Origin of the sequence: Sphingobium sp. TCM1 (genome assembly GCF_001650725.1) — a bacterium.
GTDB lineage: Bacteria > Pseudomonadota > Alphaproteobacteria > Sphingomonadales > Sphingomonadaceae > Sphingobium.
In genome coordinates, this window is sequence record NZ_LXVX01000012.1 from 481,040 (window position 1) to 503,778 (window position 22,739).

Annotated in this window: 18 protein-coding genes and 1 tRNA gene; 4 read left to right on the plus strand and 15 right to left on the minus strand. The window is 66.3% G+C overall.

Annotated elements, in window-relative coordinates; all coding sequences use genetic code 11:
* The 6 genes from metG to A7Q26_RS11205 are packed head-to-tail and all read right to left on the minus strand — an operon-like array spanning window position 1 to window position 6,407.
* Window positions 1-1,569, minus strand: coding sequence for a methionine--tRNA ligase (gene metG, locus A7Q26_RS11180; RefSeq protein WP_066859429.1), 1,569 nt, complete (start codon window positions 1,567-1,569; stop codon window positions 1-3).
* 41 nt (window positions 1,570-1,610) lie between these two features.
* Entirely contained in the window at window positions 1,611-2,582 is a 972-nt protein-coding gene (locus tag A7Q26_RS11185) for an AAA family ATPase (RefSeq protein ID WP_066859430.1), read from the minus strand.
* Complete coding sequence (gene tmk / locus A7Q26_RS11190) at window positions 2,579-3,205, minus strand: dTMP kinase (RefSeq protein WP_066859431.1); 627 nt, start codon at window positions 3,203-3,205, stop codon at window positions 2,579-2,581. Before tmk ends, A7Q26_RS11185 begins: the two co-directional genes overlap by 4 nt.
* Window positions 3,202-4,365, minus strand: a complete 1,164-nt coding sequence (locus A7Q26_RS11195) for a D-alanyl-D-alanine carboxypeptidase family protein (RefSeq protein ID WP_066859432.1) — start codon at window positions 4,363-4,365, stop codon at window positions 3,202-3,204. Before A7Q26_RS11195 ends, tmk begins: the two co-directional genes overlap by 4 nt.
* A gap of 46 nt (window positions 4,366-4,411) precedes the next feature.
* Complete coding sequence (locus A7Q26_RS11200) at window positions 4,412-5,377, minus strand: septal ring lytic transglycosylase RlpA family protein (RefSeq protein ID WP_066859433.1); 966 nt, start codon at window positions 5,375-5,377, stop codon at window positions 4,412-4,414.
* Window positions 5,361-6,407, minus strand: a complete 1,047-nt coding sequence (locus A7Q26_RS11205) for a lytic murein transglycosylase (RefSeq protein ID WP_066859434.1) — start codon at window positions 6,405-6,407, stop codon at window positions 5,361-5,363. The genes A7Q26_RS11200 and A7Q26_RS11205 overlap by 17 nt, the downstream gene beginning before the upstream one ends.
* A 132-nt stretch (window positions 6,408-6,539) precedes the next feature.
* Between A7Q26_RS11205 and A7Q26_RS11210 the strand changes: the two genes are divergently transcribed.
* Window positions 6,540-6,629: transfer RNA gene (locus A7Q26_RS11210), tRNA-Ser, on the plus strand.
* Window positions 6,630-6,655: 26 nt separating this feature from the next.
* On the opposite strand, the gene A7Q26_RS11215 is transcribed toward A7Q26_RS11210, so the two are convergent.
* From A7Q26_RS11215 to A7Q26_RS11225, 3 genes are all read right to left on the minus strand, one after another.
* Window positions 6,656-7,012, minus strand: a complete 357-nt coding sequence (locus A7Q26_RS11215; protein WP_066859435.1) for a PilZ domain-containing protein — start codon at window positions 7,010-7,012, stop codon at window positions 6,656-6,658.
* Between the two features lie 115 nt (window positions 7,013-7,127).
* Window positions 7,128-9,863: a preprotein translocase subunit SecA gene (gene secA / locus A7Q26_RS11220; RefSeq protein ID WP_066859436.1), complete on the minus strand. Its 2,736-nt coding sequence runs from the start codon at window positions 9,861-9,863 to the stop codon at window positions 7,128-7,130.
* Between the two features lie 135 nt (window positions 9,864-9,998).
* Window positions 9,999-11,060: a hypothetical protein gene (locus A7Q26_RS11225; RefSeq protein ID WP_066859437.1), complete on the minus strand. Its 1,062-nt coding sequence runs from the start codon at window positions 11,058-11,060 to the stop codon at window positions 9,999-10,001.
* Window positions 11,061-11,193: 133 nt separating this feature from the next.
* Here A7Q26_RS11225 and argJ point away from each other — a divergent pair, with 133 nt between their 5' ends.
* The 3 genes from argJ to A7Q26_RS11240 are packed head-to-tail and all read left to right on the plus strand — an operon-like array spanning window position 11,194 to window position 13,848.
* A complete protein-coding gene (gene argJ, locus A7Q26_RS11230) occupies window positions 11,194-12,417 on the plus strand; it encodes a bifunctional glutamate N-acetyltransferase/amino-acid acetyltransferase ArgJ (protein WP_066859438.1) in 1,224 nt (407 codons plus the stop codon).
* Window positions 12,418-12,430: 13 nt separating this feature from the next.
* A complete protein-coding gene (locus A7Q26_RS11235) occupies window positions 12,431-13,228 on the plus strand; it encodes an inositol monophosphatase family protein (protein ID WP_066859439.1) in 798 nt (265 codons plus the stop codon).
* Window positions 13,229-13,239: 11 nt separating this feature from the next.
* Complete coding sequence (locus A7Q26_RS11240) at window positions 13,240-13,848, plus strand: glutathione S-transferase family protein (protein WP_066859440.1); 609 nt, start codon at window positions 13,240-13,242, stop codon at window positions 13,846-13,848.
* 22 nt (window positions 13,849-13,870) lie between these two features.
* Here A7Q26_RS11240 and trxA read toward each other — a convergent pair whose 3' ends face one another.
* The 6 genes from trxA to tsaE are packed head-to-tail and all read right to left on the minus strand — an operon-like array spanning window position 13,871 to window position 22,739.
* Entirely contained in the window at window positions 13,871-14,191 is a 321-nt protein-coding gene (trxA, locus tag A7Q26_RS11245) for a thioredoxin TrxA (RefSeq protein WP_066859441.1), read from the minus strand.
* Between the two features lie 28 nt (window positions 14,192-14,219).
* On the minus strand, window positions 14,220-17,660 hold the full coding sequence (gene addA / locus A7Q26_RS11250; protein ID WP_066859442.1) for a double-strand break repair helicase AddA: 3,441 nt from the start codon (window positions 17,658-17,660) through the stop codon (window positions 14,220-14,222).
* Entirely contained in the window at window positions 17,641-20,613 is a 2,973-nt protein-coding gene (gene addB / locus A7Q26_RS11255) for a double-strand break repair protein AddB (RefSeq protein ID WP_066859443.1), read from the minus strand. Before addB ends, addA begins: the two co-directional genes overlap by 20 nt.
* On the minus strand, window positions 20,606-21,316 hold the full coding sequence (locus tag A7Q26_RS11260) for a nucleotidyltransferase family protein (protein WP_066859444.1): 711 nt from the start codon (window positions 21,314-21,316) through the stop codon (window positions 20,606-20,608). Before A7Q26_RS11260 ends, addB begins: the two co-directional genes overlap by 8 nt.
* Window positions 21,313-22,299 carry an aminoglycoside phosphotransferase family protein gene (locus tag A7Q26_RS11265; RefSeq protein WP_066859445.1) on the minus strand — a complete coding sequence of 329 codons (987 nt, stop codon included), beginning with the start codon at window positions 22,297-22,299 and terminating at the stop codon, window positions 21,313-21,315. The genes A7Q26_RS11260 and A7Q26_RS11265 overlap by 4 nt, the downstream gene beginning before the upstream one ends.
* Complete coding sequence (gene tsaE / locus A7Q26_RS11270; protein ID WP_443018158.1) at window positions 22,296-22,739, minus strand: tRNA (adenosine(37)-N6)-threonylcarbamoyltransferase complex ATPase subunit type 1 TsaE; 444 nt, start codon at window positions 22,737-22,739, stop codon at window positions 22,296-22,298. Before tsaE ends, A7Q26_RS11265 begins: the two co-directional genes overlap by 4 nt.

Sequence of the window (22,739 nt, forward strand, 5' to 3'; positions counted from 1 at the left end):
TCAGACGTCCGCTTCGGCCAGGTCGAGGCGTGGGAAGAGCGGCTTGGGGGCGGCAAGCAGGAAATCGCTATCGGCCAGCGGCGAATACCAGTGATCGCCGATCGCCGCATAGCCGCGCTTGTCGGCCGGCACGCCCATATGATCGAGCAACGCGGCGGCGCTCGCCGGGATGACCGGCAGGATCGCGACCGCCAGCTGGGCGATCGCGATATAGAGCGTCGCCAGCACCGTCTCCATCCGCTCGGGATCGGTCTTGCGCAGCGCCCACGGTGCCTGCGCGTCGATATATTGGTTGCAGGCGAAACAGGCGCGCAGCCAAGCCTCGATCGCGACGCTCGGCGCGAGATCGGCGAAGGCGGCGGGCATGTCGGTGCGGATCGTCTTGTCGAGCAGCGCGAACAGCTCGCGGTCGGCGGCGTCATGCCCATCGACCGCAGGCAGGCGACCGTCCAGATTCTTGGCGATGAAGCTCAAGGTCCGCTGGGCCAGATTGCCGAAGGCATTGCCGAGGTCGCTGTTCGCCCGCTGGACGATCGCTTCCGCGCTATAGCTGCCGTCATTGCCGAAGGTCACTTCGGACAGCAGGAAATAGCGCAACTGGTCCACGCCGAAACGGTCGGCCAGTTCCATCGGATCGGCGACGTTCCCCAGCGACTTGGACATTTTTTCGCCGCGGTTGAGCAGGAAACCGTGGCCGAATACCTGCTTTGGCAACGGCAGCTTCGCGCTCATCAGAAAAGCCGGCCAGTAAACTGTATGAAAACGCACGATATCCTTGCCGATGATGTGCGTTATGTCGCCGCCCTCAGCCCAATAGCGCGCCATCCGAGATGCATCGTCGGGATAACCGCAGCCGGTCAGATAGTTGGTGAGCGCGTCGACCCAGACATACATGACATGGCCATCCGATCCTGGCACCTTGACGCCCCAGTCGAAGCTGGTCCGCGAGACGCTGAGGTCGGACAGGCCGCCCTCCACGAAGCGGAGGATTTCATTGCGGCGGCTGTCGGGCTGGATGAAGTCAGGCTGGCTTTCGTATAGCGCCAGCAGTTGGTCCTGATAGGCGGAAAGGCGGAAGAACCAGCTTTCCTCGACCGTCCATTCGACTGGCGTACCCTGGGGGGACAGCTTGACGCCGCCTTCTCCTTCCGTAATTTCCTTTTCGTCGTAAAAAGCTTCGTCGCGGACCGAATACCAGCCTTCGTAGCGGCCGAGATACAGGTCGCCGCTGGCCTCCATCGCCTGCCAGATCGCCTGGCTGGCGCGGTGATGATCCGGTTCGCTGGTGCGGATGAAGCGATCATAGCTGATATTCAGCCTGTCGTTCATATCCTTGAAATAAGACGCCATTTCATCCGCAAGTTCGCGCGGCTCGATACCGCGTCCACGCGCCGTCTGGGCCATTTTCAGCCCATGTTCGTCAGTGCCGGTCTGGAAGAAGACGTCGCGGCCCATCATCCGCTGGAAGCGGGCGACCGCGTCGGTCGCGATCACCTCATAGGCGTGGCCGATATGGGGCCGGCCGTTAGGATAGGAAATGGCGGTGGTGATGGTGAAGGGCTTGGACATGGCGCTTCCCTACCCGCAGTTCGCGCCGTCGCAAAGCCGCTTTATGCCCCCTTTGGCGCCAGCGCCGCAACGTGCCCGGACAGTTCGAACACCACCGCGGCCGGATCGAGCGACAGGATCACCGCGCCGCCCGCCAGATGCCGCGCCTTCTCCCAATGGTCGAGCGCCTGGCCGAGCGCGGGCCCGTGCCGCGTCCGCGCCGCCTGCGCGATGAAGGCAGGCGCACGTTCCAGAAAGGCCTCATAGCGCGGCTTGGCCGATTTGAGCGCCAGCGCCTTGGCCAGCGCCAGCCTTTGACGATTGCCCGGATCACCCTGCATCGCGAGACTCGTCAGCGTCTGTTCGATTTCCGAGAGGTTGAGGCCGGCAAAACGCAGCGCCTGCCCCGGCGAACCCTCGCCTGCCCGCACCAGCGCGTCGATCTCCTGTGGTGACAGCCTTTCGTCGCTGGCCTTCAACACCGCCCGCATCGTCGCCGCATCGAGCGGATCGAAGCGCAGGGTGCGGCACCGCGATCGGATCGTGGGCAGCAGTCGCCCCGGCGCATGGCTGACCAGCAGGAACAGCATGTCGGCCGGCGGCTCCTCCAGCGTCTTGAGCAGCGCGTTGGCCGCGCCCCGCTCCAGATCGTCGGCGCTGTCGATAACCACCACCCGGCGGTTCGACAGCGAAGGGGCGGACTGGATCAGCCTTTGCAGCCCCCGCACCTGATCGACGCTGATGTTGCGTGCGGTCCCGGTTTCCTTCTCCAGTGGCGCCAGTTCGGCATAATCGGGATGCGCGGTCGCTTCGATCAGCCGCCGGATCGGGTGATTTTCCGGTACGGACAACCCCTCCCCCCCGATCAGCGGCCCGGCGGCGTCCGCCAGCAGCCGCAGCGCCAGTGCCCTTGCAAAGCTGCCCTTGCCGACACCTCTTGGACCAGCGAAAATCCAGCCATGGTGCATCCGTCCGCCGCGCGCGGCGGCGATCAGCATATCGGCTTGCGCGTCATGGCCCAGAAGTGACGTCATGGCAGCAGGTCTACGATCGCGTCGAACAGTCGCCCGGTCACGGCCTCGGGCGGACCAGCCGCGTCGACGGCACGGACCCGCTCGCCTTCCTCGCGGGCGAACCGGGTGAAGGCGTCGGCCACGGCGCGATGGAAATCACTTGCCCGCCCGCCGATTCGGTCCGCCGCATCGCCGTCGCGCGCCTTGGCCCGGCCGGTCGCTTCGGCCTCGGGCAGGGTCAGCAGCAAGGTGCGGTCGGGCAGGAAGCCCGCGCTCCCGATCCGGTGCAGCATCAATATGTCAGCGTCGGTAAGGTCGCCCTGCCCCTGATAGGCGCGACTGGAATCCAGGAAGCGGTCGGACAATATCCAGGCGCCCCGCGCCAGCGCCGGGCGGATCGTCTTTTCGACATGGTCCGCGCGCGCAGCCGCGAACAGCAGCGCCTCGGCGCGCGGGCTCCAGCGATCGGCGCCCCCGGTCAGCAGCAGCGCGCGGATCGCCTCCGCCCCTTCGCTGCCCCCCGGTTCGCGCGTCTCGACCACTTCCAGTCCGCGCGCGCGCAATGCCGCCGCCAGCGCACGAAGCTGTGTCGACTTGCCCGCGCCCTCGCCGCCTTCCAGCGTGATGAACCGCCCTTGGTTCAAGCGAAGAGCGACTTCAGGCCGTTCCACAGGCGACCGAAGATGCCGGCCTCCGCGACCTCCTCACCGGCAACCAGCGGCATGATCTGCGGCGGCGTGTCCGGCGTCTGGACGATGAGCTGGGCGATCTGCTGCCCCTTCGCGATCGGCGCCTTGATCGGGCCGGTGTAGACGACCTTCACCTGCACATTGGCCGACGCGGTGCGCGGCAGGGTGACGGCCAAATTCTGTGGTGCGACCAGCGGCACACTCATCGCGCTGCCCAGTTGCACCTCCGCCGTCTCGACGGTCTGGCCCTTCTTGAACAGAGGCTGGGCCTTCCACGCCTTGAAGCCCCAATCCATGAAGCGCACCGATTCAGCGATGCGGCCGTTGAAGCTGGTCAGGCCCGCGACCACCATCACCAGGCGGCGGCCATCCTGTTCGGCCGAGCCGGTGAAGCCGAATCCGGCTTCCTGAGTATGGCCGGTCTTGAGGCCGTCCGCGCCGGCGATCTTGCCCAGGATCGGGTTGCGATTGCCCTGGGCGATGTCAGCGCCGCCCAGGGTCTTGCCCCAGGTGAAGGACCGGGTGGCATAAAATTTCTTGTAGAGGTCGGGCGTCTCCTCGACCGTCGCCTGGGCCAGCTTGGCCAGATCCTCGGCGGTGACATAGGTCACGCCTTCATCCGGCCAGCCGTTGCTGGTGCCGAAATGGCTGTTCTTGAGGCCCAGCCGCTTGGCTTCCTCATTCATCGCCGCGACGAAGGCCTGCTCGGTCCCGGCGATGCCTTCGGCCAGCACTACGCAGGCATCGTTACCCGACAGTGTGACGATGCCGTGCAGCAGATTTTCCACCGAAACCTGCTCTCCAGCCGAGAGGAACATGGTCGATCCCGCCTGCGGCCCATGCCACTGCTTCCATGTCTCCGGGCGGACGGTGAATTTGGTGTCGAGCTTCAATTCGCCCTTCTGGATCAGGCGGAACGCGACATGGGCCGTCATCATCTTCGCCATGGAGGCAGGCGGCATCCGGGTCTGCCCCCCCTTGTCGTACAACACCGCCCCGGACGACAGATCCTTCATATAGGCGATCGGCGCTTCGCTGGTGTAGGGCGGCGCGGCCGCGATCAGCGGCTGGGCCAGCAGCCCGACGGCAAGGAGGAGGGCAACGCTTTTCTTCATCGGGGACTGCCTTCGAACAAGATGGAATCGCTTCGATGCGCGATGCCTATCGCGCGTCATTAGCCATGATGCGGACATTCTCAAAGCCCTTGGCGGTTGCCGTGCGCAGGCCGGCCTGCGCGGCCTGGCGCGTCGGATAGGGGCCGAAGCGCACGCGCCACAAGCTTCCGGCCCGTTCGGCCCTGGCGCCCATGCTACTCGCGAGCGTTTCGGCCCGTTCCTGCGATGAAAAGGCGCCGACCTGCACGACATAGCCGCCCTTGCCCGCCAGGGTTGCCACCGTGGGTGCGGCGGGCCTGGCCGCCGGGGCCGCCAGAGGGGATTTCAGCGGAAGGCGCGGCGTCGGCTTGTCGAAATCAGCGCCCGGCCGGGGCGCCGAGGCCGCCGCTGAGGCGATCGGGGGCTGAGGTGGTGACGGCGGGGCTACCGGCCTAGCGGAAAGTTTGCTCCTGAGCGCCTTGAGCAAGGCAGGCGGCGTTTCCAGCCGGTCGGCGGCGCGGCCGTGGGCGCGGAGCGCAGCGCGCTCCTGTTCGGGCGGATTGACCCGCCGCACGCGCACGGGGAATGGCCCATCACCGACGCCGAGTTGCGCTGCGGCGCCGGATGACAGGGCGATCACCTGGTCGCCACGCATCGGTCCCCGATCATTGACACGCACCAATATCGTCCTGCCGCTGTCGAGCGCCGTCACCTCGACATAGCTGGGCAGGGGCAAGGTCTTGTGCGCGGCACCGACCGCTGAAGACACGAAGGCTTCGCCATTGGCCGTCGCCTTCCCCAGGCTGCCGCTGTCCGAGATGCCGGCATAGCCGACTTCGTCATAATGGACCGGATCGGCCGGCGTGTAGGTCGTACCGGCAACGACATAGGGCTCGCCCAGCAGGACCGGCGCATCCGCGACCATCCGGCCTGACGGCGGCGTTACGGTCTTTTTCGGCTGCGCCGCCAGCGCGCTACAAGCCATTGCCAGCATCAAGGCGGCTGCCGCGCGCCCGCTATTGTTTGACCGCATCCGCCAGCAATCCCACCGACAAGGCATAGAAATTGGAACAATTATAATCGAGGATCACGCGATAATTGCTGGTCAGCAGATAGGCGGTCTGACCCGGCCCGTCCGGCTCCAGCAGCGTGGCCAACATGCTGTCCGCGGGCCAAATGCCGTTCGCCGGCGCCAGCCCCAGCTTGCGCCATTCCGCTATGGTCAGCCAGCGACTATGCCGGTTGAACACGCGGGGGCAGCGGGGCGGCGTGGTCCGCGCCGCGATGGCCGCGCGGTTCAAGCCGGCGGGAACCGATACGGCCACGCCCCAGGGCTGGCCGCGACGCCATCCGGATTGGACGAAATAATTGGCGATCGAGGCGAGCGCATCGGCCTCGCTGGTCCAGATGTCAGCCTTGCCGTCGCCATCGCCATCCTTGGCCAGGCGCAGATAGACGCTGGGAAGGAATTGCGGATAGCCGGTTGCGCCGGCCCAGCTGCCGACCAGCCGGCTGCGCGGCACGCCATTGTCCAGCATCTTGAGCGTCGCCAGCAGTTCCGGCTCGAACAGCGCTCGCCGCCGCCCTTCCCATGACAGCGTCGCCAGCGACCGGATCAGGTCGAAATCGCCCGTGTAGGAACCATAATTGGTTTCATGGCCGTAGATCGCGACCATGATCTCTTCCGGAACGCCGGTTTCCGCCTCGATCCGCGCCAGTCGGCCGCGATTGGCCCGATAGGCGGTGCGGCCACGAGTGATCCGCGCCGCGTCGACATGCTGGCGGCGATAAGGCTCGAAATTGGGGATCGGCGAATAGGCGCCGCCCCCGGGCTGGCTCTGGTCAAGCTGGATTACGCGCGCATTGGGGGTCAGGCCGGGAAAGACGCTGTTCAGCGTTCCGTCGCCTATGCCCATGGCCCGCGCCTTCGGACGCAGGCTTTCCAGATAGGCCTGGAAGGACGCATTGTCCTGCGCCAAGGCAGGCACGGGAGCAACCGTAGCGGTAACGGTGGCCAGCCCCAGAAGCAGCGCCAGAGCGGATGAGCGCACAGAATCTCTCATGACCCCGTTGTTGCACAGCCGGTGCGAGACGGGAAACCCCTTATCGGGATCGATGGCGGAGAAGGCGATGAACCGTGCATCGCGTGATTTTGCGCTTGGCAAGTCCGCTCGGCACGTTAGGAAGCGGGCAACGGACAGGTGGCCGAGTGGTTTAAGGCAGCGGTCTTGAAAACCGCCGTGGGTTTACGCTCACCGTGGGTTCGAATCCCACCCTGTCCGCCACCCTGCGCTCTGGCAGCTCATCTGCATCAGGCGTAACTGCCGGGCGCGACCTGGCGGAGGGTGATGGGAGCGGACGCCGTTGCCCGCGCGCCCGATTCTCCGATAATGGCCACGGGATCGACGGCCCGGCTCAGCAATATGCCGCATCGGTCCGGCCCGTTCCAGATCACCGTGCCGCACACCTCCAGATGGACGGCGATCAGCGTCACGCGCTCGCCCACCGGGGGCAGCCACGCGCCCGCCAGCAGTGCGCCGTAGATCGAGATATTGCGGATCTCTACCGGCTCGGACAGGCCGCTCCAACTGAGTATTGCTTCGACATCGGCGGCGAAGCGCTTTTCTCGCCGTCGTTCGGCGCGCGCGCGATAAATGATGCTGTCCATCGCCATCTCCCGGTTACCCCCCCGGGACGAATGCAGCCTCGCCGCCTTGTCTTGCGAAATTCCTAAGCGCGATGGTTAAGACGGCCTTGGGCGGACATCGGCCGCCCATGTCGGATCAGGCCAGCGCACCGTGGCAATGCTTGTATTTCTGGCCCGATCCGCACGGACAGGGCGCGTTGCGGCTGATGTCGAGATTGGCGAACTCGCCTGGCGATGCCGGGGCGAGCGCCGCACGCGGGATCGTCGTCGTGATGCCGCCCAGCTGCCCAGCATCGATATCGGCGCTGTTGTCCTCGCCCGAAAACGGATCGATGTGCGTGGTGATGAAATCGGGCAGCACCGGCAGGCCATAATCCTGGATCGGCGGCTGCTCCATCCGGAACTGCACCCGCGCGATCGACCCGGTCACATCCTCGCGGATATTTTCCAGCATCCGCTCGAACAGGGCGAAGGCTTCCTGCTTATATTCGTTGATCGGCGTCTTCTGAGCATAGGCGCGCAGATGGACGACCTGGCGCAGCGCGTCCAGCGTCGCCAGATGCTCCTTCCAGTGATGGTCCAGGCTCTGAAGCAGGATCGACTTCTCGATCATGTGCCAGTCGGCCGCGTCGATCTCCTTGACCTTCTCGGCCACGGCTTCGTCGGCCAGGGCGACCAGGCGTTCCTCGATCATTTCGGGATCGACGGCATCCTCGGCCAGCCAGGCATCAAAATCAGGTTCCAGGCCCAGGATTTCCGCAGTACGGACCTTGAGACGCTCCATATCCCATTGTTCGGGATAGGTGCCCGGCGGGCAGGATGCACCGACCAGATCGTTGACCGTTTCATGCCGCATGTCGGCGACGACATCGTCCACCGTGTCGGCATCCATGATGTCGCTGCGCTGTTCGTAGATGACCTTGCGCTGGTCGTTCATCACATCGTCATATTCGACGACCTGCTTGCGAATGTCGTAGTTGCGCGCCTCGACCTTCTTCTGCGCGGTCTCGATGGCCTTGCTGAGCCATTTGGACGGCGGCAGCGCCTCGCCATCCTCCAGATTGGAGCGGATCATCTTCGCGAACATCGTGTCCGGGCCGAAGATACGCATCAGGTCGTCGTCGAGGCTCAGATAGAAGCGCGACAGGCCGGGGTCGCCCTGACGGCCCGAACGGCCGCGCAGCTGATTGTCGATGCGGCGGCTTTCATGCCGCTCGGTCGCCAGCACGAACAGGCCGCCGGCGGCCAGCACTTCCTGCTTCTCCGCCTCGATCTCGGCCTCGATCCGGGCGATGGCCGCTTCGCGCTCCGGCCCTTCGGGCATGTCGCGCAGTTCGTCCTCGACCCGCATCTCCAGATTGCCGCCCAGCTTGATGTCGGTGCCGCGCCCGGCCATGTTGGTGGCGATCGTAACCGCGCCCTTGCGGCCCGCCTGCGCCACGATATGCGCCTCGCTCTCATGGAAGCGGGCGTTGAGGACCGCGTGCTTGACGCCTTCCTGGTTGAGGAATTCGGACAGCATTTCCGATTTCTCGATCGACACCGTGCCGACCAGCACCGGCTGCCCCTTGAGCTGATGCTCCTTGATGGTCCGCGCGATCCCGCGGAACTTGTCTTCCAGATTCTTGTAGAAACTGTCTTCCTCGTCGACGCGCTGCACCGGCCGGTTGGTCGGGATGGTGACGACGTTCATCTTGTAGATTTCGTAGAATTCGGTCGCCTCGGTCGCGGCCGTGCCGGTCATGCCGCCCAGCTTGGGGTACATGCGGAAATAATTCTGGAAGGTGATCGAGGCGAGCGTCTGATTTTCCGGCTCGATATTCACCGCTTCCTTGGCCTCCACCGCCTGGTGCAGACCGTCCGACCAGCGACGGCCGTCCATCATGCGGCCGGTAAACTCGTCGATGATGACGACCTTGCCGTCCTTGACGATATAGTCGATGTCGCGGCGGAACATCACGTTCGCGCGTAGCGCCTGGTTCACATGGTGGACGACGGCGGTATTCTCGAAATCATAGAGGTTCGCGCCCTGAAGCAGGCCCGCCTGCTCCAGCAGCCGCTCGATCTTCTCGGTGCCGTCCTCGGTCAGCGTGACGCTGCGCTGCTTCTCGTCCTTCTCATAGTCGGATTCGGTGATCTGCTTCACGATCGCATCGACCGCGACATAGAGTTCCGACTTGTCGTCGGTCGGGCCGGAGATGATGAGCGGCGTGCGCGCCTCGTCGATCAGGATCGAGTCCACCTCATCGACGATCGCGTAATTGAACGGCCGCTGGACCATCGAGCCGCGGTCATATTTCATATTGTCGCGCAGATAGTCGAAGCCGAGTTCGTTGTTCGTCGCGTAGGTGATGTCGGCCGCATAGGCCTCGCGCCGCTGGTCCTCGCTGATGTTCGGCACGATGACGCCGGTGGTGAGGCCGAGGAAGCGATAGACCTGACCCATCCATTCGCAGTCGCGGGTAGCGAGATAGTCGTTCACGGTGACGACGTGAACGCCCTTCCCCTCCAGCGCATTGAGATAGGTGGCGAGCGTCGCGACCAGGGTCTTGCCCTCACCAGTGCGCATTTCGGCAATCTCGCCGCGATGCAGCACGATGCCACCCACCATCTGCACGTCGAAATGCCGCATTCCCAGAACGCGGACGGACGCTTCGCGGACCGTGGCGAAGGCCTCCGGCAGCAGGTCGTCGAGCGTCTCGCCGGCAGCCAGCCGTTCGCGGAATCGCGCCGTCTGAGCCGCCAGATCCTCGTCGCTCAGCGCCTGGACCGCAGGTTCGAACGAGGCGATCTTGTCGACGATCTTGCCCAGCGACTTCACATAACGTTCGTTGGACGATCCGAAGATGGACTTGGCGAGTGCGCCGAACATGAGCTCTCCCTGAGCGAAAAAGACTGAAGGCGTAAGCGCCGACGCCGATGAACAATTGTGCGGCAAATAGGGATCGGTCGCCCGAACGTCAATTCAGCGCCGTCCTTCCGGGCGCGGAAATGACGTACAGTGCAATTAATCATCTGCCGATCGAGGCGCGAGTTCGTCAAGAATCTCGAGCCATCGCGCGGCGATGCGCTGTCGGCCGTAATTCCGATCCAGATATTCCCGCGCCCGCAACAGCCTGGCCTGCTCCCCTTCCCAATCGAACGCGTAGCGGGAAAGTCCGTCCTGCCAGTCGTCCAGGGCGATGTAGGGCCTCAACTCCTCGTAGGATTCGATCGAATCCGCGATGACCCCAAGCCCCGCCAGAATGGCGGTCGCAGGGCGATTGATCGATTTGCCCAGAGTATAATCATTGCGGGATACCGGTACGATCGCCACGCGATGCAGCTTGAGCGCCGCGGGAAAGCTCACCAGCGACCAGGGCATGTAGAAGCTGGGAATCCCCCATCCGGCCGACGCCTGGCGGTAGACGGCCGGCTTGTTGTTGATGATGGTCAGCGTAACCGGATGCGTGGCAGCGAACTGGCGCAACTGGGCGACCGCATCGTCCAGTTGGCCGACCCCGGCGATGCCCGCCATGTTGTTGCCGAACCAGACGATATGGAGAGCCTGAGGGTGGCTCGCCAGAAAGGATTGCAGGCGCACGAGATGGTACCGTTCCGTGATCGACAGGCGCCGTGTCGACAGGGTGGAGATGTCCTCAAGCATATCGGGAATGACCCGGATGCGCCCCTCTATCTCCGGGGTCGAGGCGACGAGCAACTGCCCCATCATCTTGGTCGGTACCGTGACCAGGTCCGCCTGAGCGAGAAGGCTGCTGGTGCGCTGTCCATGGTGCGCCGATCCCTTCACCCGGTTATTGGCGAAGCGATTGTCGCAAATGTCGAATATCAGCCTGCAACCGGCCTTTTGCGCGGCCTTCGTCGCCTTGACCGCGCCCCGTCCGAACGCCTTGGAGATGATGACGGCGTCGAGACCTTTCGGTCCCGTCAGCTTGGGATAGCGGCGCACATCCACGCCCGCCTCGCGCAGCACGGCCATCGGCTCCAGCACGCGCAACCGAATACTGGCCTTCTTTCGGGAATAGCGTTTGGCGTAGAAGGCGAAGCGGCGATTGCCGGTGACTGTCATGGAAAGCTGCACTCGTGATGATGGCGCCTTATGCCTCCGGCGTCGTGATGAACACAAGCAGCTATGCGTCATTTTCGACCGAAGCCGTGCAGCAAGGCTGGCAATCGGCGGCGGCTCATCTTATGGCGGCGGCATGGAAAAATCGCCTCTCGCTCCAGCCGCCTTTCCGTCCCTTCCCGCCATCGGCGGCGTCACGCTGCGCGTCGCCCGCGCGGGGTACAAGGCGTGGGAGCGCTGCGACCTGACCTATGTCGAACTGGACGCCGGCACCGCCGTCGCGGGGGTCACGACCCAGAGCAAATGCCCCTCGCCCGAAGTCGAATGGTGCCGTGACGCCATTCCTCTCGGCGCCGCGCGGGCTCTGGTGGTGAATGCGGGGAACGCCAACGCCTTTACCGGCCATCGCGGCCGCGCGGCGGTGGAGGCGATCGCGGCGAAGGTCGCCAATCACCTGTCCTGCCAGCCGTCGGACGTGTTCATCTCCTCGACCGGGGTGATCGGCGTGCCCTTGCCGGTCGACAAGGCCGAAGCGGGCCTGGACGCCGCGTTCACCGCCGCGCCCTGCGGCTGGGAAGAGGCCGCCACCACCATCGGCACCACCGACACCTATCCGAAGGGAGCATCGGCCTCCGCCATGATCGGCGACACGCGGGTCGAACTGGTCGGCATCATCAAGGGGTCCGGCATGATCGCGCCCGACATGGCAACGATGCTGGGCTATATCTTCACTGACGCGGCGATCGACCCCGCTTTGCTCCAGCAGATGCTGTCGACGGCCAACAAACGCACATTCTCCTGCATCACCGTGGACAGCGACACCTCCACCAGCGACACCGTCCTGGCCTTCGCGACCGGCAAGGCGGGCAATGCGCCGCTGACCGACATGGACGATGCGGGCGCTGACGCCTTTCACGCGGCGCTGAGCGATCTTTGCCGCCATCTCGCCCATCTGGTGGTGCGCGACGGCGAAGGGGCCACCAAGTTCGTGGAGATCAGCGTGGACGGCGCGGTCAGCGACGAGAGCGCGCACCGCATCGGCCTGTCGATCGCCAATTCGCCGCTGGTCAAGACCGCGATCGCGGGCGAGGATGCCAATTGGGGCCGCGTGGTCGCCGCCATCGGCAAGGCGGGCGAGCCGGCGGATCGCGACAAGCTGTCGATCCGGTTCGGCAGCACGCAGGTCGCGACCGGCGGCCTGGCAGTAGAAGGCTATGACGAGGCACCCGTCGCGGCGCACCTGAAAGGACAGGACATCGTCATCGGCGTCGAGCTGGGCCTGGGCGAAGGACGCGCGACCATCTGGACCTGCGACCTGACCCATGGTTACATCTCCATCAACGCCGACTATCGCAGCTAGGAAGGCGCGGCGGATGCTGTTCGAACTGCATGAACCGGTCGTCGCGCTGATGCGCGAAGTGGGGCGCGACATCGTGATGCCGCGCTACCGCAATCTCGCCGCTCATGAGATCAGCGAGAAGGCGGCCGACGATTTCGTCACCGTCGCCGACCGGGAAAGCGAGTTGCGGCTCGCGGAGGGGCTGTCGGATATCCTGCCGGAAGCGGGCATCATCGGCGAGGAAGCCTGCGCCGCCGACCCCGCCATATTGGAACGGGCGGGCGAAGGGTTGAACTGGATCATCGACCCGATCGACGGAACCGGCAATTTCGCGGCGGGCCAACCGCCCTTCGGCATCATGGTGTCGCTGGCCGATGGCGGGACGACGCTGGCCGGATGGATATTGGACCCGCTGACCGGCCGCCTGTGCCATGCGATGCTGGGCGGCGGCAGCCATATCGACGGCGAACATGTCCAGGCGCGGGAGAGCGGCGGCGACATACCGATCGCGGCACTGGCGGTCTATTTCATGTCGCCCGAGGAGCGGACCGACATCCAGCGCCGTTCGCAGGCCAGCTTCACGCTGGTGGATATTCCCCGCTGCGCCGCCGAACAATATCCCCGGCTGGTGCTGGGGCAGAATGACGTGTCGGTGTTCGCGCGGACCTTGCCCTGGGATCATGCGGCGGGCACCCTGTTCGTCAATGAAGCGGGCGGCTGTTGCCAGCGGATCGACGGAACGCCCTATGTCGTGGGTGATCTGCGCCGCGGGCTGATGGGCGCGTCCTCGCCCCGCCTGTGGGACCGGGCGGCGTCGATATTGTTCGGATAGAGGGATCGGGAATGCTGACCATCTGGGGACGGCTGAATTCGCACAATGTGAAGAAGGTCGTCTGGTTCGCGGACGAGATCGGCCTGCCCCATGTCCGCCATGACGTGGGCGGCGCGTTCGGCATGGACGCGACCTATCTCGCCAGGAACCCCAATGCGCTGATCCCGACAATCGAGGATGGCGACCTGACCCTGTGGGAATCCAACGCCATCCTGCGCTATCTGGCGGCGCGCCACGCCCCTGCGCTATGGCCGGCCGATCCGGTCGAAAGGGCGCAAGGGGACAAGTGGATGGACTGGCAGTTCGCCTTCGCCGATGCACAGCGGGACGCCTTCCTGCAACTGGTGCGGACGCCCGATGGACAGCGAAATGGACAGTTGATCGCGAAGTCGGCCCAAGCGACGGGCGCGGCGATGCTGGTCCTCGACCAAGCGCTGGCCGCCCAGCCATGGCTTTCAGGTGTCCATTTCGGTGTCGCGGATGTGCCAATGGGTGTTTACGCCCACACCTGGTTCACATTGGCTATCGAGCGGCCCGACGTGCCGCATGTGCGCGCCTGGTATGACCGGCTGCGCGAGCGGCCGGCCTATGCCTGGTCGGTGATGATCCCGCTGACATAGGCCAGTCGCCGGCCTGACCTGATTACAGGACGCTTTCGATCCAGCCCTTGAGCGCACTCTTGGGCGCGGCGCCGACCTTGGTCGCGCTGACTTCGCCATTCTTGAACAGGATCATCGTCGGGATGCCGCGAACGCCATACTGACCGGGCGCGTCGGGATTTTCGTCGATGTTGATCTTGGCGATCGTGACCTTGTCCGCCAGTTCCTCAGAGATTTCCTCCAGGGCCGGGCCGATCATCTTGCACGGACCGCACCATTCGGCCCAGAAATCGACGAGCACGGGCTTATCGGAATCGATCACGTCCGCCTTGAAGCTGACGTCGGTAACTGCCTTTGTGGCCATATCGGAAACTCCTTTGGTTGGGCGATATCTAGGATGCGCGTGTGTCCGGCTCAACCGGCCAGAGCGGCAAATTCTCCTGCGCGGGGACAAAGCCCGGCTTGTGGCGCGCGAGCAGGTCGGGGGGCAGGGTCAGCAGGTGCGGGCCGCTGGTGTAGAGAAGCCCGGCCTTGATCGTCCGACCCGGAAAGATGACTTCGAGCGCGGCGACATAGGCAGCCATCTGCCGCACATGCGCGAGCGGCGCGTCATCGGGTGATTGCGGGACGATGCGGCCGGTCTTGAAATCCACCAGCTGGACATGATCGTCGCCAATGTGCAGCCGGTCCACCGTTCCGGCGATCACGGCCTCCCCCACCACGGCGGCGATCGGCGCTTCGGCCAGCGCATCCGGGGCGAACAGGTCGGCGAAGGCGGGAGCCTCGATCACGCGCAGGGCCTGGTCCATGACATCGCGGCGGACGGCGGCGTCTCCTGCACCCTGCTGCGCCAGCCAGCGGTCGGCGGCATCCCGACGACGGTCGGCCGGCAGGTCGGGCAGGCGCTCGAACAGGCGATGGAGCCAGCGGCCTCGCTCGGCCGCCGCGCGCATGGCGGGAGACGGCGGCGGATAGGGCACGTCGTCCTCGACCGCGGCGGAAGGCGCGAGTGGCCGGGGCGGGCGGGCCTCGACCGGCGCGGGTGCGTGCAGCCATGCCGGTTCCTGGATGACCGGCGGCGCCTCGCCCGATTCGCGCTCCGCCTTGCGCGCGGGCAATGCCTCTGTCCCCCGCCAGCGCCGGGTGGCGCCCCACAGCGGGTCCGCCTCCCATTCGGCGCCGAGCGAAACCAGGGCGGCCTCCACCGCCGCGAACCAGCTTTCGGGCTTGACCTCCCCCTTGGCGCGCGGTCCCAGCGCGCCCGCGACGACCAGCTTTTCTTCCGCCCGGGTGAGCGCGACATAGAGCAGCCGCCAATGTTCGCGACGCTCCTCCGCCGCGGCCTGTTCGGCGACATCGCCGATCGGCCCCTGCCGCTCGCCTTTGCGTGGCGCGATTATCGGAAGGCCGTTCCATTCGAGCGAATCGGCGCGCTGGCCGGCATCCGGGTCCATGCACGCATCCGCGAGAATGACGATAGGCGCCTGTAGCCCCTTGGCGCCATGCACCGTCAGCAGTCGCAGCATGTCGCCCTGCCCTGCGGCATCGCGGACGATCTCCACCTCGCCCCGGTCGAACCAGTCGATGAACCGCTGGAGCGAGGGATGCGCCTCCCCTTCGAAGGCCAGCGCGGCGTTCAGCAATTCCTCGATAGGGTCCGCAGCCTCAATCCCCAGCCGTTCCACCAGGCGCCGGCGGCCGTCGATCGGGCCCGACAATATCGCCTCGAGATAGCGATAGGGTGTCGTGAAGTCGGCGGCGGCGAGCAGGCCGCGCAACGGCGCGAGCTGCGCATCCGACAATGTCTGGTTGAGATGCCGCCACAGCGGAACCCTGCGGCCGATCAGCCGCTCCATCAGTTCGTCCTGGCTCCATCCGATGAGCGGCGACACCAGGAGCGAGGCGAGGTTCAGTTCATCGTCCGGCTGCACCGCGAAACGAAGCGCCGCGAGCAGATCGCGCACGGCCAGCGGCGCGTTGAGGCGGAGGCGGTCGATGCCGGCGACCGCGACCTGTTCCTCATAGAGGCGCGCGACGATCAGGCGCGCCAGTTCGCTGCGGCGCCGGACCAGGATCATGATGTCGCCCGCCCGCACGGGCCGTCCCCGGCTTTCGAGCATCAGGCCATCGTCGATCCATTGCCGGATCTGGCCGGCGATCCGGGCGGCGAGGACGCGCTCCTGATCGGCGACCCAGTCTTCCTCGCCTTCCGCCTCCTCGGACAGGTTGGCGACCACGGGCTTCCACAGCAGCACTTCGCCGGGATGGCGGTTCGCGCTGATGTGCCGCACGTCCCCCGGCTCCAACCCCAGCCGTTCGGCGCGGAGCGTGGCGATGGTGCGATCCACCACGTCCAGGACCGCCGGCGTAGACCGGAAGCTCTGGTCCAGCGAGAGGTTGAAGAAATCATGCCCGGAGCTGACGGCATCATGCTGGAACAGGATCTGCGCGGCGGCAAAATTGGCCGGACTGGTGCCCTGAAAGCCGAAGATCGCCTGCTTGAAGTCGCCAACGGTGAAGATGGTGCGGACCTTTTGGCCCGCTTCCCATTCATTAGCGAAAAATTCCTCCGCCAATGTGCGGACGATCCGCCATTGCGCGGCGTTGGTATCCTGCGCCTCGTCCACCAATATATGGTCGATGCGCTGGTCCAGCTTGTAGCGGATCCACTCGGCGATGCCGTCCTGTTCCAGCAGGCGTGCGGTGCGGGCGATCAGGTCGTCGAAATCGACCGCGCCTGCCAGCACCTTGGCCTGCGCATAGTCGCGCGCATAGGCCCGTCCGGCATGGAGCGCCTGCGCCAGGAGCGCGGCATAGTCCGCGCGCAGCTTGACGGCGATCATCTCGCGGCATCGGTCGTGGAGCCGCGCCGCCATCTCCAGATAGCCGTCGACCGGCGGCACCCAGCCCTTGGCATCGATCAGGTCGCCATCGGCTTTCGCCCAGGCGCGATGCAGGTCCGCAAGCCCGGCCGCCCTGGCCGCAGGATCGAGCGCCCGCCAGGCCGCGATCCGGTCGCACCGCTCCAGACCCCGCCCCTTGCCCCATTCGACATTGGCGCGGACGATGCCATCGAGCGTCCGCATGTCGAACAGGGCGTCGGAACATTGTTCGCCGAGCCATTCATCTATGTCGCCGTCGGGAAGGCCGAGTTCGGATGCCAGCCAGGGGGCGATGGAGTCCGGCAGGGTCTCCAGCGCCTCCCCCGAACCCGCGCAGCGTAGCAGGAAGCGTTCGGCGCCGCCTTCTCCCAGCCGCAGACTGAGCGCCTGGAGCGCGCCGATCAGGCGTTCGTCACCCTGCTCCTGCGCCCGCACGGACAGATCGGCCAGCGTCGCGCGGGCGAGGCTCGCCTGCTCGCGCTGGTCCATGGGGCGGAAGCCGGGCGCAAGGTCCGCCTCCAGCGGAAAGGCGGCGAGCAATTGCTGGCAGAAGCCATGAATGGTCTGGATGCGCAGGCCGCCGCCGGTCGACTCCAGCACCTCGGCAAAGAGCCGGCGCGCCTTGTCCTGCATCGCCGGATCATGGTCCTCGCCCAGTGCCATCAGGTCCGCGGCCAGGGCGGGACCATCCATCTGGACCCACCCGGCCAGCCGGTCATGGATGCGATCCGCCATTTCCGCCGCGCCCGCCTTTGTGAAGGTGAGGCAGAGGATATTTTCCGGTCGCACCCCTTGAAGCAGGAGGCGGAACACGCGCGCGGTCAGCACATGGGTCTTGCCGGTGCCGGCCGATGCCGACAGCCAGACATGGGCGGCGGGGGCGGCCGCGCGCGCCTGATCGCCGAGCAGACGCTGCAAGGGGCGGGGCCGGTCAGCCATCGTCGCGACCATACCATTCCTCCAGCCGCATCAGCTGGTCATAATCACCATAATTGGCCACTTCCGGGTTGATCTCCGCGCGGAACGGGGCCGATCCCAGCAGATAATCGCTCGCCACCCCATCAAATTGTTCATGGGCATGGGCGGTGAAGGCGTCCGTGACGATCTTGTCGCGCTTGCCCAACGGATCGACCGGGCTTTCGCGATAGCCGAACTGGTCGCCCTTCTTGGCGAGCGACCAATATTCGAAATCGCCGGCGCTGGGCGCCGGTCCGAGACCGTCGAAGCCGCCCAGTTCAGCGATGACGCCAAGCAGTCCGAGTTGCAGCGCGAAGCCCGCCTTGACCTGCCGCGCGCTGGGCGGCTTGCCGGTCTTGTAGTCGATGATGCCGATGCGGCCGCCCGGCAGCCGATCGATACGGTCCGCCTTCCCCATCAACGTGACCCCGGCAACTTCGGCCCGGCCTTCCTGCTCGACCGCAACGATGGTGCGTCCTTCGGACTTGTCCCGCGCCACTTCGGCGGCGATCCAGCGGATCGCCTCGATCAGGCGCGGCTGCCAGAGGGCGCGCAGCAGCGGATGCACGTCCGGCCGTTCGAACATGGCCCTCGCCCGCGCTTCCAGGTCGGCCGGGTCGAACCTCTTTTCCTCTGCCCAGCGCTGAAGGATGTCATGCACGGCCGTACCGCGCCAGGCTGGTCCGGCATCGGCATCGACCGGATCCAGGCGCGCGAGGCGAAGGATGCGACGGGCATAGAAAGCATAGGGATCGGCCTTCAGCCGGTCGACGTCGGTGACGGGGATGACCCTGGGCCGCACCGCCAGGGGCGGCACCGGCGCGGGGCGCCGTTCGGGCCGGTGGCTGCCTGGACGGTCGATCGCCCGTGCCAGCAGGGCGTAGCGGTCCGCCGTCTTCCACTGCGCGCCCGCCATCGCCTTCAGCCGCAGCCAGAAGCGCGAGGCCACCGCCGGTCCGCCACTGCCACGCCGCGCGCGGGTGATGAGCACATTGGGCGCACCAAGCGCGCTGGCGAAATCATGGGCCGCAAGGCCGATGCGGCTTTCCAGGCCGGGAAGGCCCAGTTCCCGCCGCAAACGCGGCGCAAGCCAGGGGTCGGGCGCCGGCAGGCCCGGCCATGTTCCTTCGTTCAGGCCACCGAGGATCATGAGATCGGCCTGGGCCAGTTGTGCCTCGATCAGGCCGAGGATCGCGACGCGGGGATGGCCGCCCTGGGGGGGGCGGACAGCGACGCCGCCGAGCATCTGTTCGAGCAATTGCGGAAGCGCGCGGATATCGGCCTGGCGCGGCCCTTCCGAAGCGAAAGCCTCCATCTCGGCCAGAATGTCCGCTGCGGCATGACCCTGATGCCCGGACCACACCATGTCGCCGGACAGGGCGCTCGCCTGGGTCCGGATCATCGCGAGTTGCCCGGCAAGATCCGAGGCGATCCGTGCGCCCTCCTCCAGCGGTTCAAGCAGGCTGCGCGCCTCGGGCCACCAGGCCCGCACCGCTTCGCGCAGTCGCCGGTCGCGATCATCCGGTCCGCGCGCCGCGAGCATGAGGTCGATGCCGACCAGCCCCGCCTGTGGGCGCGGCCCGCGCAGCAGCAGGTCAAGACCACGCACCCCCTCCAGCCAGGCGAGCCGCGCATCGCCCCGCATCACGAGCGGATGCTTGAGGAGCGTCAGCAGCGCAACGGGGGCGAAGCGTTCCGCCACGGCCTCCGCCATGGCGATCAGCAAGGTTCCCGGTGGCAGGCGCGACAAGGGCTGGCCGGCGGAATCATCCGCCACTATGCCCCAGCGCCGCAGATGGGCGGACACGCGGGTCGCCAATTGGCGATCCGGCGTCACCAGCGCGGCCGTGCGCTCACGCGTTTCCACCGCCTCGCGCAGCGCGATGGCGATGGCCTGAGCTTCCTCGCCGGGGGCCGCGACCTCCAGCGCCTCCACGCCGGCCAGCGACCGGTCCGCCGTCTTGAGATCGCGCCAGCGGCCCGTCAGGCGCGGCGGCAGCATGGCGTTGGAGATATTGCGTCCGCGAACGGCGCGCGCATCATGCTCGCTGCCCCATCGCCATTGCGCCACATCGTCGCGAGTCACGCCCATACGATCCAGCAGGCGCTTGAGCGCATATTGCGGATGGGTTTCATGCGGCGCCGGTGACCGGCCGGTCAGTGGGTCCGGATCGAATGGGCCGATGGCTTCCCAGGCCGTCTCGTCCATATTCTGGTCAAGCCCGGCAAAGACCACCATGCCATCGGGCAGCTCCGCGACGCGGCGGAGCAACCGGGCGACCGCCGGCGCTGTGGTGGAAATGCCGGCCGCGACCACGAAGCCGGCGGGCGGCGCTTCTCGCCAGCGGGCAGCAAGCCGGTCGAACAGCCGGTTTCGCCGTTCGGCCAGGTCGATGCAGCCCAGTCGCGCAAGTTCCGCTGGCCAGCGCGACAACAATATCTCGAACAAGTTGAGCGACACCTGCCAGTGACTGGACAGTTCGGCCGACAGGTCGAGATTTCGGAGCGCATCCACGGGCAATTGCTCGACCTGCAACTGGTCGAGTACGCTGCCGAGCGCCTGACCCAGTTGCAGGGCGAGCGCGGCATCGGTGCCCGGCTTCACCTCCTGCACCAGGCGCGCGAGGATCATCTGGCGGCGGACGGGCGCAATAGCGGGCGCAATGGGATCGTCCTCGCCGAGCGGGTCGAGCGCCCCGCCGACCTGTTCGCCCAGATCAGGATCGCCGATCGTCACAAGGCGAGGGAGCAACAGGCCGCCGCCCGATTGCCGAACGAAGGCGTCGCGCACCGCCCTGACCGCGCGGTTACTGGACAGCAGGACCATCCCTTGCGCCAGGGTGCGGACGTCACCGCCATGACGCGCCAATATGCCTGTCACCAGCGCATCGGCGAAGGCGCGATGCGCTGGGATGGTATAAAGAGCGGGACGGCTCCGCTCACCCATGGGCGAGCATCTGCTCCACCACCGGAATGGCGTGCGGCGTGCCGACGTCGAACCACAGCCCCTGATGCGCGACGCCGTAAAGCCGGCCCGCCTCCATCGCGCGGTTCCAGAAGATGTTGGTGGAGAAAGCGTCAGCGGGCGGATCGCGCAATATGGCGGGGGACAGGATCTGGACCCCGGTATAGACGAAGGGCGCAACGTGGGCGGGTTTGCGCCGGGTGAGTCGGCCGCTGGCGTCCATGTGGAAATCGCCGGGTCCCATGTGGCAGGTGGCGCGGGCCAGCGGAATGAGCAGAAGCAACGCGTCCATCCGCTCCGGATTCCAGAGCCGCTGCATCATGCCCAGCGTCTCCTGCGGACCGTCGACCCACAGATTGTCGCTATTGGCGCATAGGAATGGCTGGTCGCCCAGCAGCTGCCGGGCCTGCATCAGGCCGCCGCCCGTCTCCAGCAGCTTGCCGCGCTCGTCGGAAATCACGAACTCCATCGGCCCCTTGCGCGCGCGCAGATGGGCTTCGACCGTGTCGGCGAGATAGTGGACGTTGACCACCACCTTGCGGATGCCGCCTGCCTCCAGCCGATCCAGCGCATGGTCCATCAGCGCCTTGCCCGCGACCTTCACCAGCGGCTTGGGCCGGGTGGCGGTGAGCGGACGCATCCGCTTGCCAAGACCGGCCGCCATCAGCATCGCCGTTTCGATCATGCGGGCGAAAACTCCTGGAGCGCATCATGGCGCTGGTCGGCCGGAATATTGGCGTCGAACCAGGCGGCCACCGGAGCGAGCGCCGGATGCGCCAGATCGCGCTCCAGCAAGCCCCACATCCGTGGCAGGTAGGACAGGTAGCGCGGCTTACCGTCCCGCTTCCACAGTCGCGTGAAGATGCCGATGATCTTGGCGTTGCGCTGCGCGCCGAGCACGGCATAGGCCGCGTCGAAATCATTGGGCGGCGACGCGAGCGCCTTGTAATGGGCGAGCATCGCGGCCTCCACCTCGGGCGGGACGTCGCGCCGCGCATCCTGCAACAGCGACACCAGGTCATAGGCGGGGTGGCCCGCCAGCGCGTCCTGGAAGTCCAGCAGGCCCAGGCCATGCGCGGCGGGCGGGTCGATCAGCATGATATTTTCGGCATGATAGTCCCGCAGCACGGTCACGACCGGGCTGGCCGACTGTTCCACGATCGGCAGCACCGCGTTCCAGGCGCGGATATAGGCCTGCTCGTCCACGGCCAGGTTGATGGCCGGGCAATACCATTCGGTCAGCAGGCCCACTTCGCGCTGATAGACGGCGCGGTCATAAGGCGGGAGATCGGCGGGCGGACGCCGATGCAAGGCAGCGAGCAGTTCCACAGCGCGGGTATAGACCGCCAGTTCATCCGCAGGCGCCGCGTCAATATGTTCCTTCAGCCGATGGTCGCCGAAATCCTCGATCAGCACCAGGCCTTCGTCAAGGTCATCCGCCAATATCCGGGGCGCGGCGAAACCGTCCGCGACCAGATGCCGCGCGATGGCGATGAAGGGGCGCGGGTCTTCATGGGGAGGCGGCGCATCCATCAGGACGGCGCGGCGCCCGCCATCGACGACGCGGAAATAGCGGCGGAAGGAGGCATCGCCAGCAAGCGGGACGATCGCGGCGCCCGGCCAGCCAGCCTTGGCCAGAAAATCCGGCGCGGAAATCGGGGGGATCATAGTTGTGACCATCGGTTCGTCCAAGCCTCCGGCACGTCCGCTGTCAAGCGTCGCGCGCCATCCGGTTCGATTGCGATGTGCAGGCGGAGACTATGCGGCCAGAGCGCCTCCCCCAGCCGATCGGGCCATTCCACGATCAGCAGGCTGTCCATCAGATAATCGCCCAGCGCCAGTTCCTGCGCCTCCGCCGGATCGTCGAGCCGATAGAGATCGACATGCGCGACCGGTAGCCGGACCTCCGGCAGGTCGTAGGGCTGGACGATGGCGAAGCTCGGACTGGGCGCCTCTCCTTCCAGCCCCAGCGCCGCCAAGATGCCGCGCGCCAGGGTCGTCTTGCCGGCACCCAACCCGCCTTCCAGCGCGATCACGTCGCCGATCCGCACATCGGCCGCGATTCGCCGGCCTAGATCGAGCATCGCGGTTTCGTCCGCCAGCTTCAT

Excerpts from the sequence above, each read along its gene's own strand:
- metG (WP_066859429.1), bottom strand. The coding sequence starts at position 1,569 with ATGTCCAAGCCCTTCACCATCACCACCGCCATTTCCTATCCTAACGGC.
- A7Q26_RS11185 (WP_066859430.1), bottom strand. The coding sequence starts at position 2,582 with ATGACGTCACTTCTGGGCCATGACGCGCAAGCCGATATGCTGATCGCC.
- A7Q26_RS11195 (WP_066859432.1), bottom strand. The coding sequence starts at position 4,365 with ATGAAGAAAAGCGTTGCCCTCCTCCTTGCCGTCGGGCTGCTGGCCCAG.
- A7Q26_RS11200 (WP_066859433.1), bottom strand. The coding sequence starts at position 5,377 with ATGCGGTCAAACAATAGCGGGCGCGCGGCAGCCGCCTTGATGCTGGCA.
- A7Q26_RS11205 (WP_066859434.1), bottom strand. The coding sequence starts at position 6,407 with ATGAGAGATTCTGTGCGCTCATCCGCTCTGGCGCTGCTTCTGGGGCTG.
- A7Q26_RS11215 (WP_066859435.1), bottom strand. The coding sequence starts at position 7,012 with ATGGACAGCATCATTTATCGCGCGCGCGCCGAACGACGGCGAGAAAAG.
- secA (WP_066859436.1), bottom strand. The coding sequence starts at position 9,863 with ATGTTCGGCGCACTCGCCAAGTCCATCTTCGGATCGTCCAACGAACGT.
- A7Q26_RS11225 (WP_066859437.1), bottom strand. The coding sequence starts at position 11,060 with ATGACAGTCACCGGCAATCGCCGCTTCGCCTTCTACGCCAAACGCTAT.
- argJ (WP_066859438.1), top strand. The coding sequence starts at position 11,194 with ATGGAAAAATCGCCTCTCGCTCCAGCCGCCTTTCCGTCCCTTCCCGCC.
- A7Q26_RS11235 (WP_066859439.1), top strand. The coding sequence starts at position 12,431 with ATGCTGTTCGAACTGCATGAACCGGTCGTCGCGCTGATGCGCGAAGTG.
- A7Q26_RS11240 (WP_066859440.1), top strand. The coding sequence starts at position 13,240 with ATGCTGACCATCTGGGGACGGCTGAATTCGCACAATGTGAAGAAGGTC.
- trxA (WP_066859441.1), bottom strand. The coding sequence starts at position 14,191 with ATGGCCACAAAGGCAGTTACCGACGTCAGCTTCAAGGCGGACGTGATC.
- addA (WP_066859442.1), bottom strand. The coding sequence starts at position 17,660 with ATGGTCGCGACGATGGCTGACCGGCCCCGCCCCTTGCAGCGTCTGCTC.
- addB (WP_066859443.1), bottom strand. The coding sequence starts at position 20,613 with ATGGGTGAGCGGAGCCGTCCCGCTCTTTATACCATCCCAGCGCATCGC.
- A7Q26_RS11260 (WP_066859444.1), bottom strand. The coding sequence starts at position 21,316 with ATGATCGAAACGGCGATGCTGATGGCGGCCGGTCTTGGCAAGCGGATG.
- A7Q26_RS11265 (WP_066859445.1), bottom strand. The coding sequence starts at position 22,299 with ATGATCCCCCCGATTTCCGCGCCGGATTTTCTGGCCAAGGCTGGCTGG.
- tsaE (WP_443018158.1), bottom strand. The coding sequence starts at position 22,739 with ATGAAGCTGGCGGACGAAACCGCGATGCTCGATCTAGGCCGGCGAATC.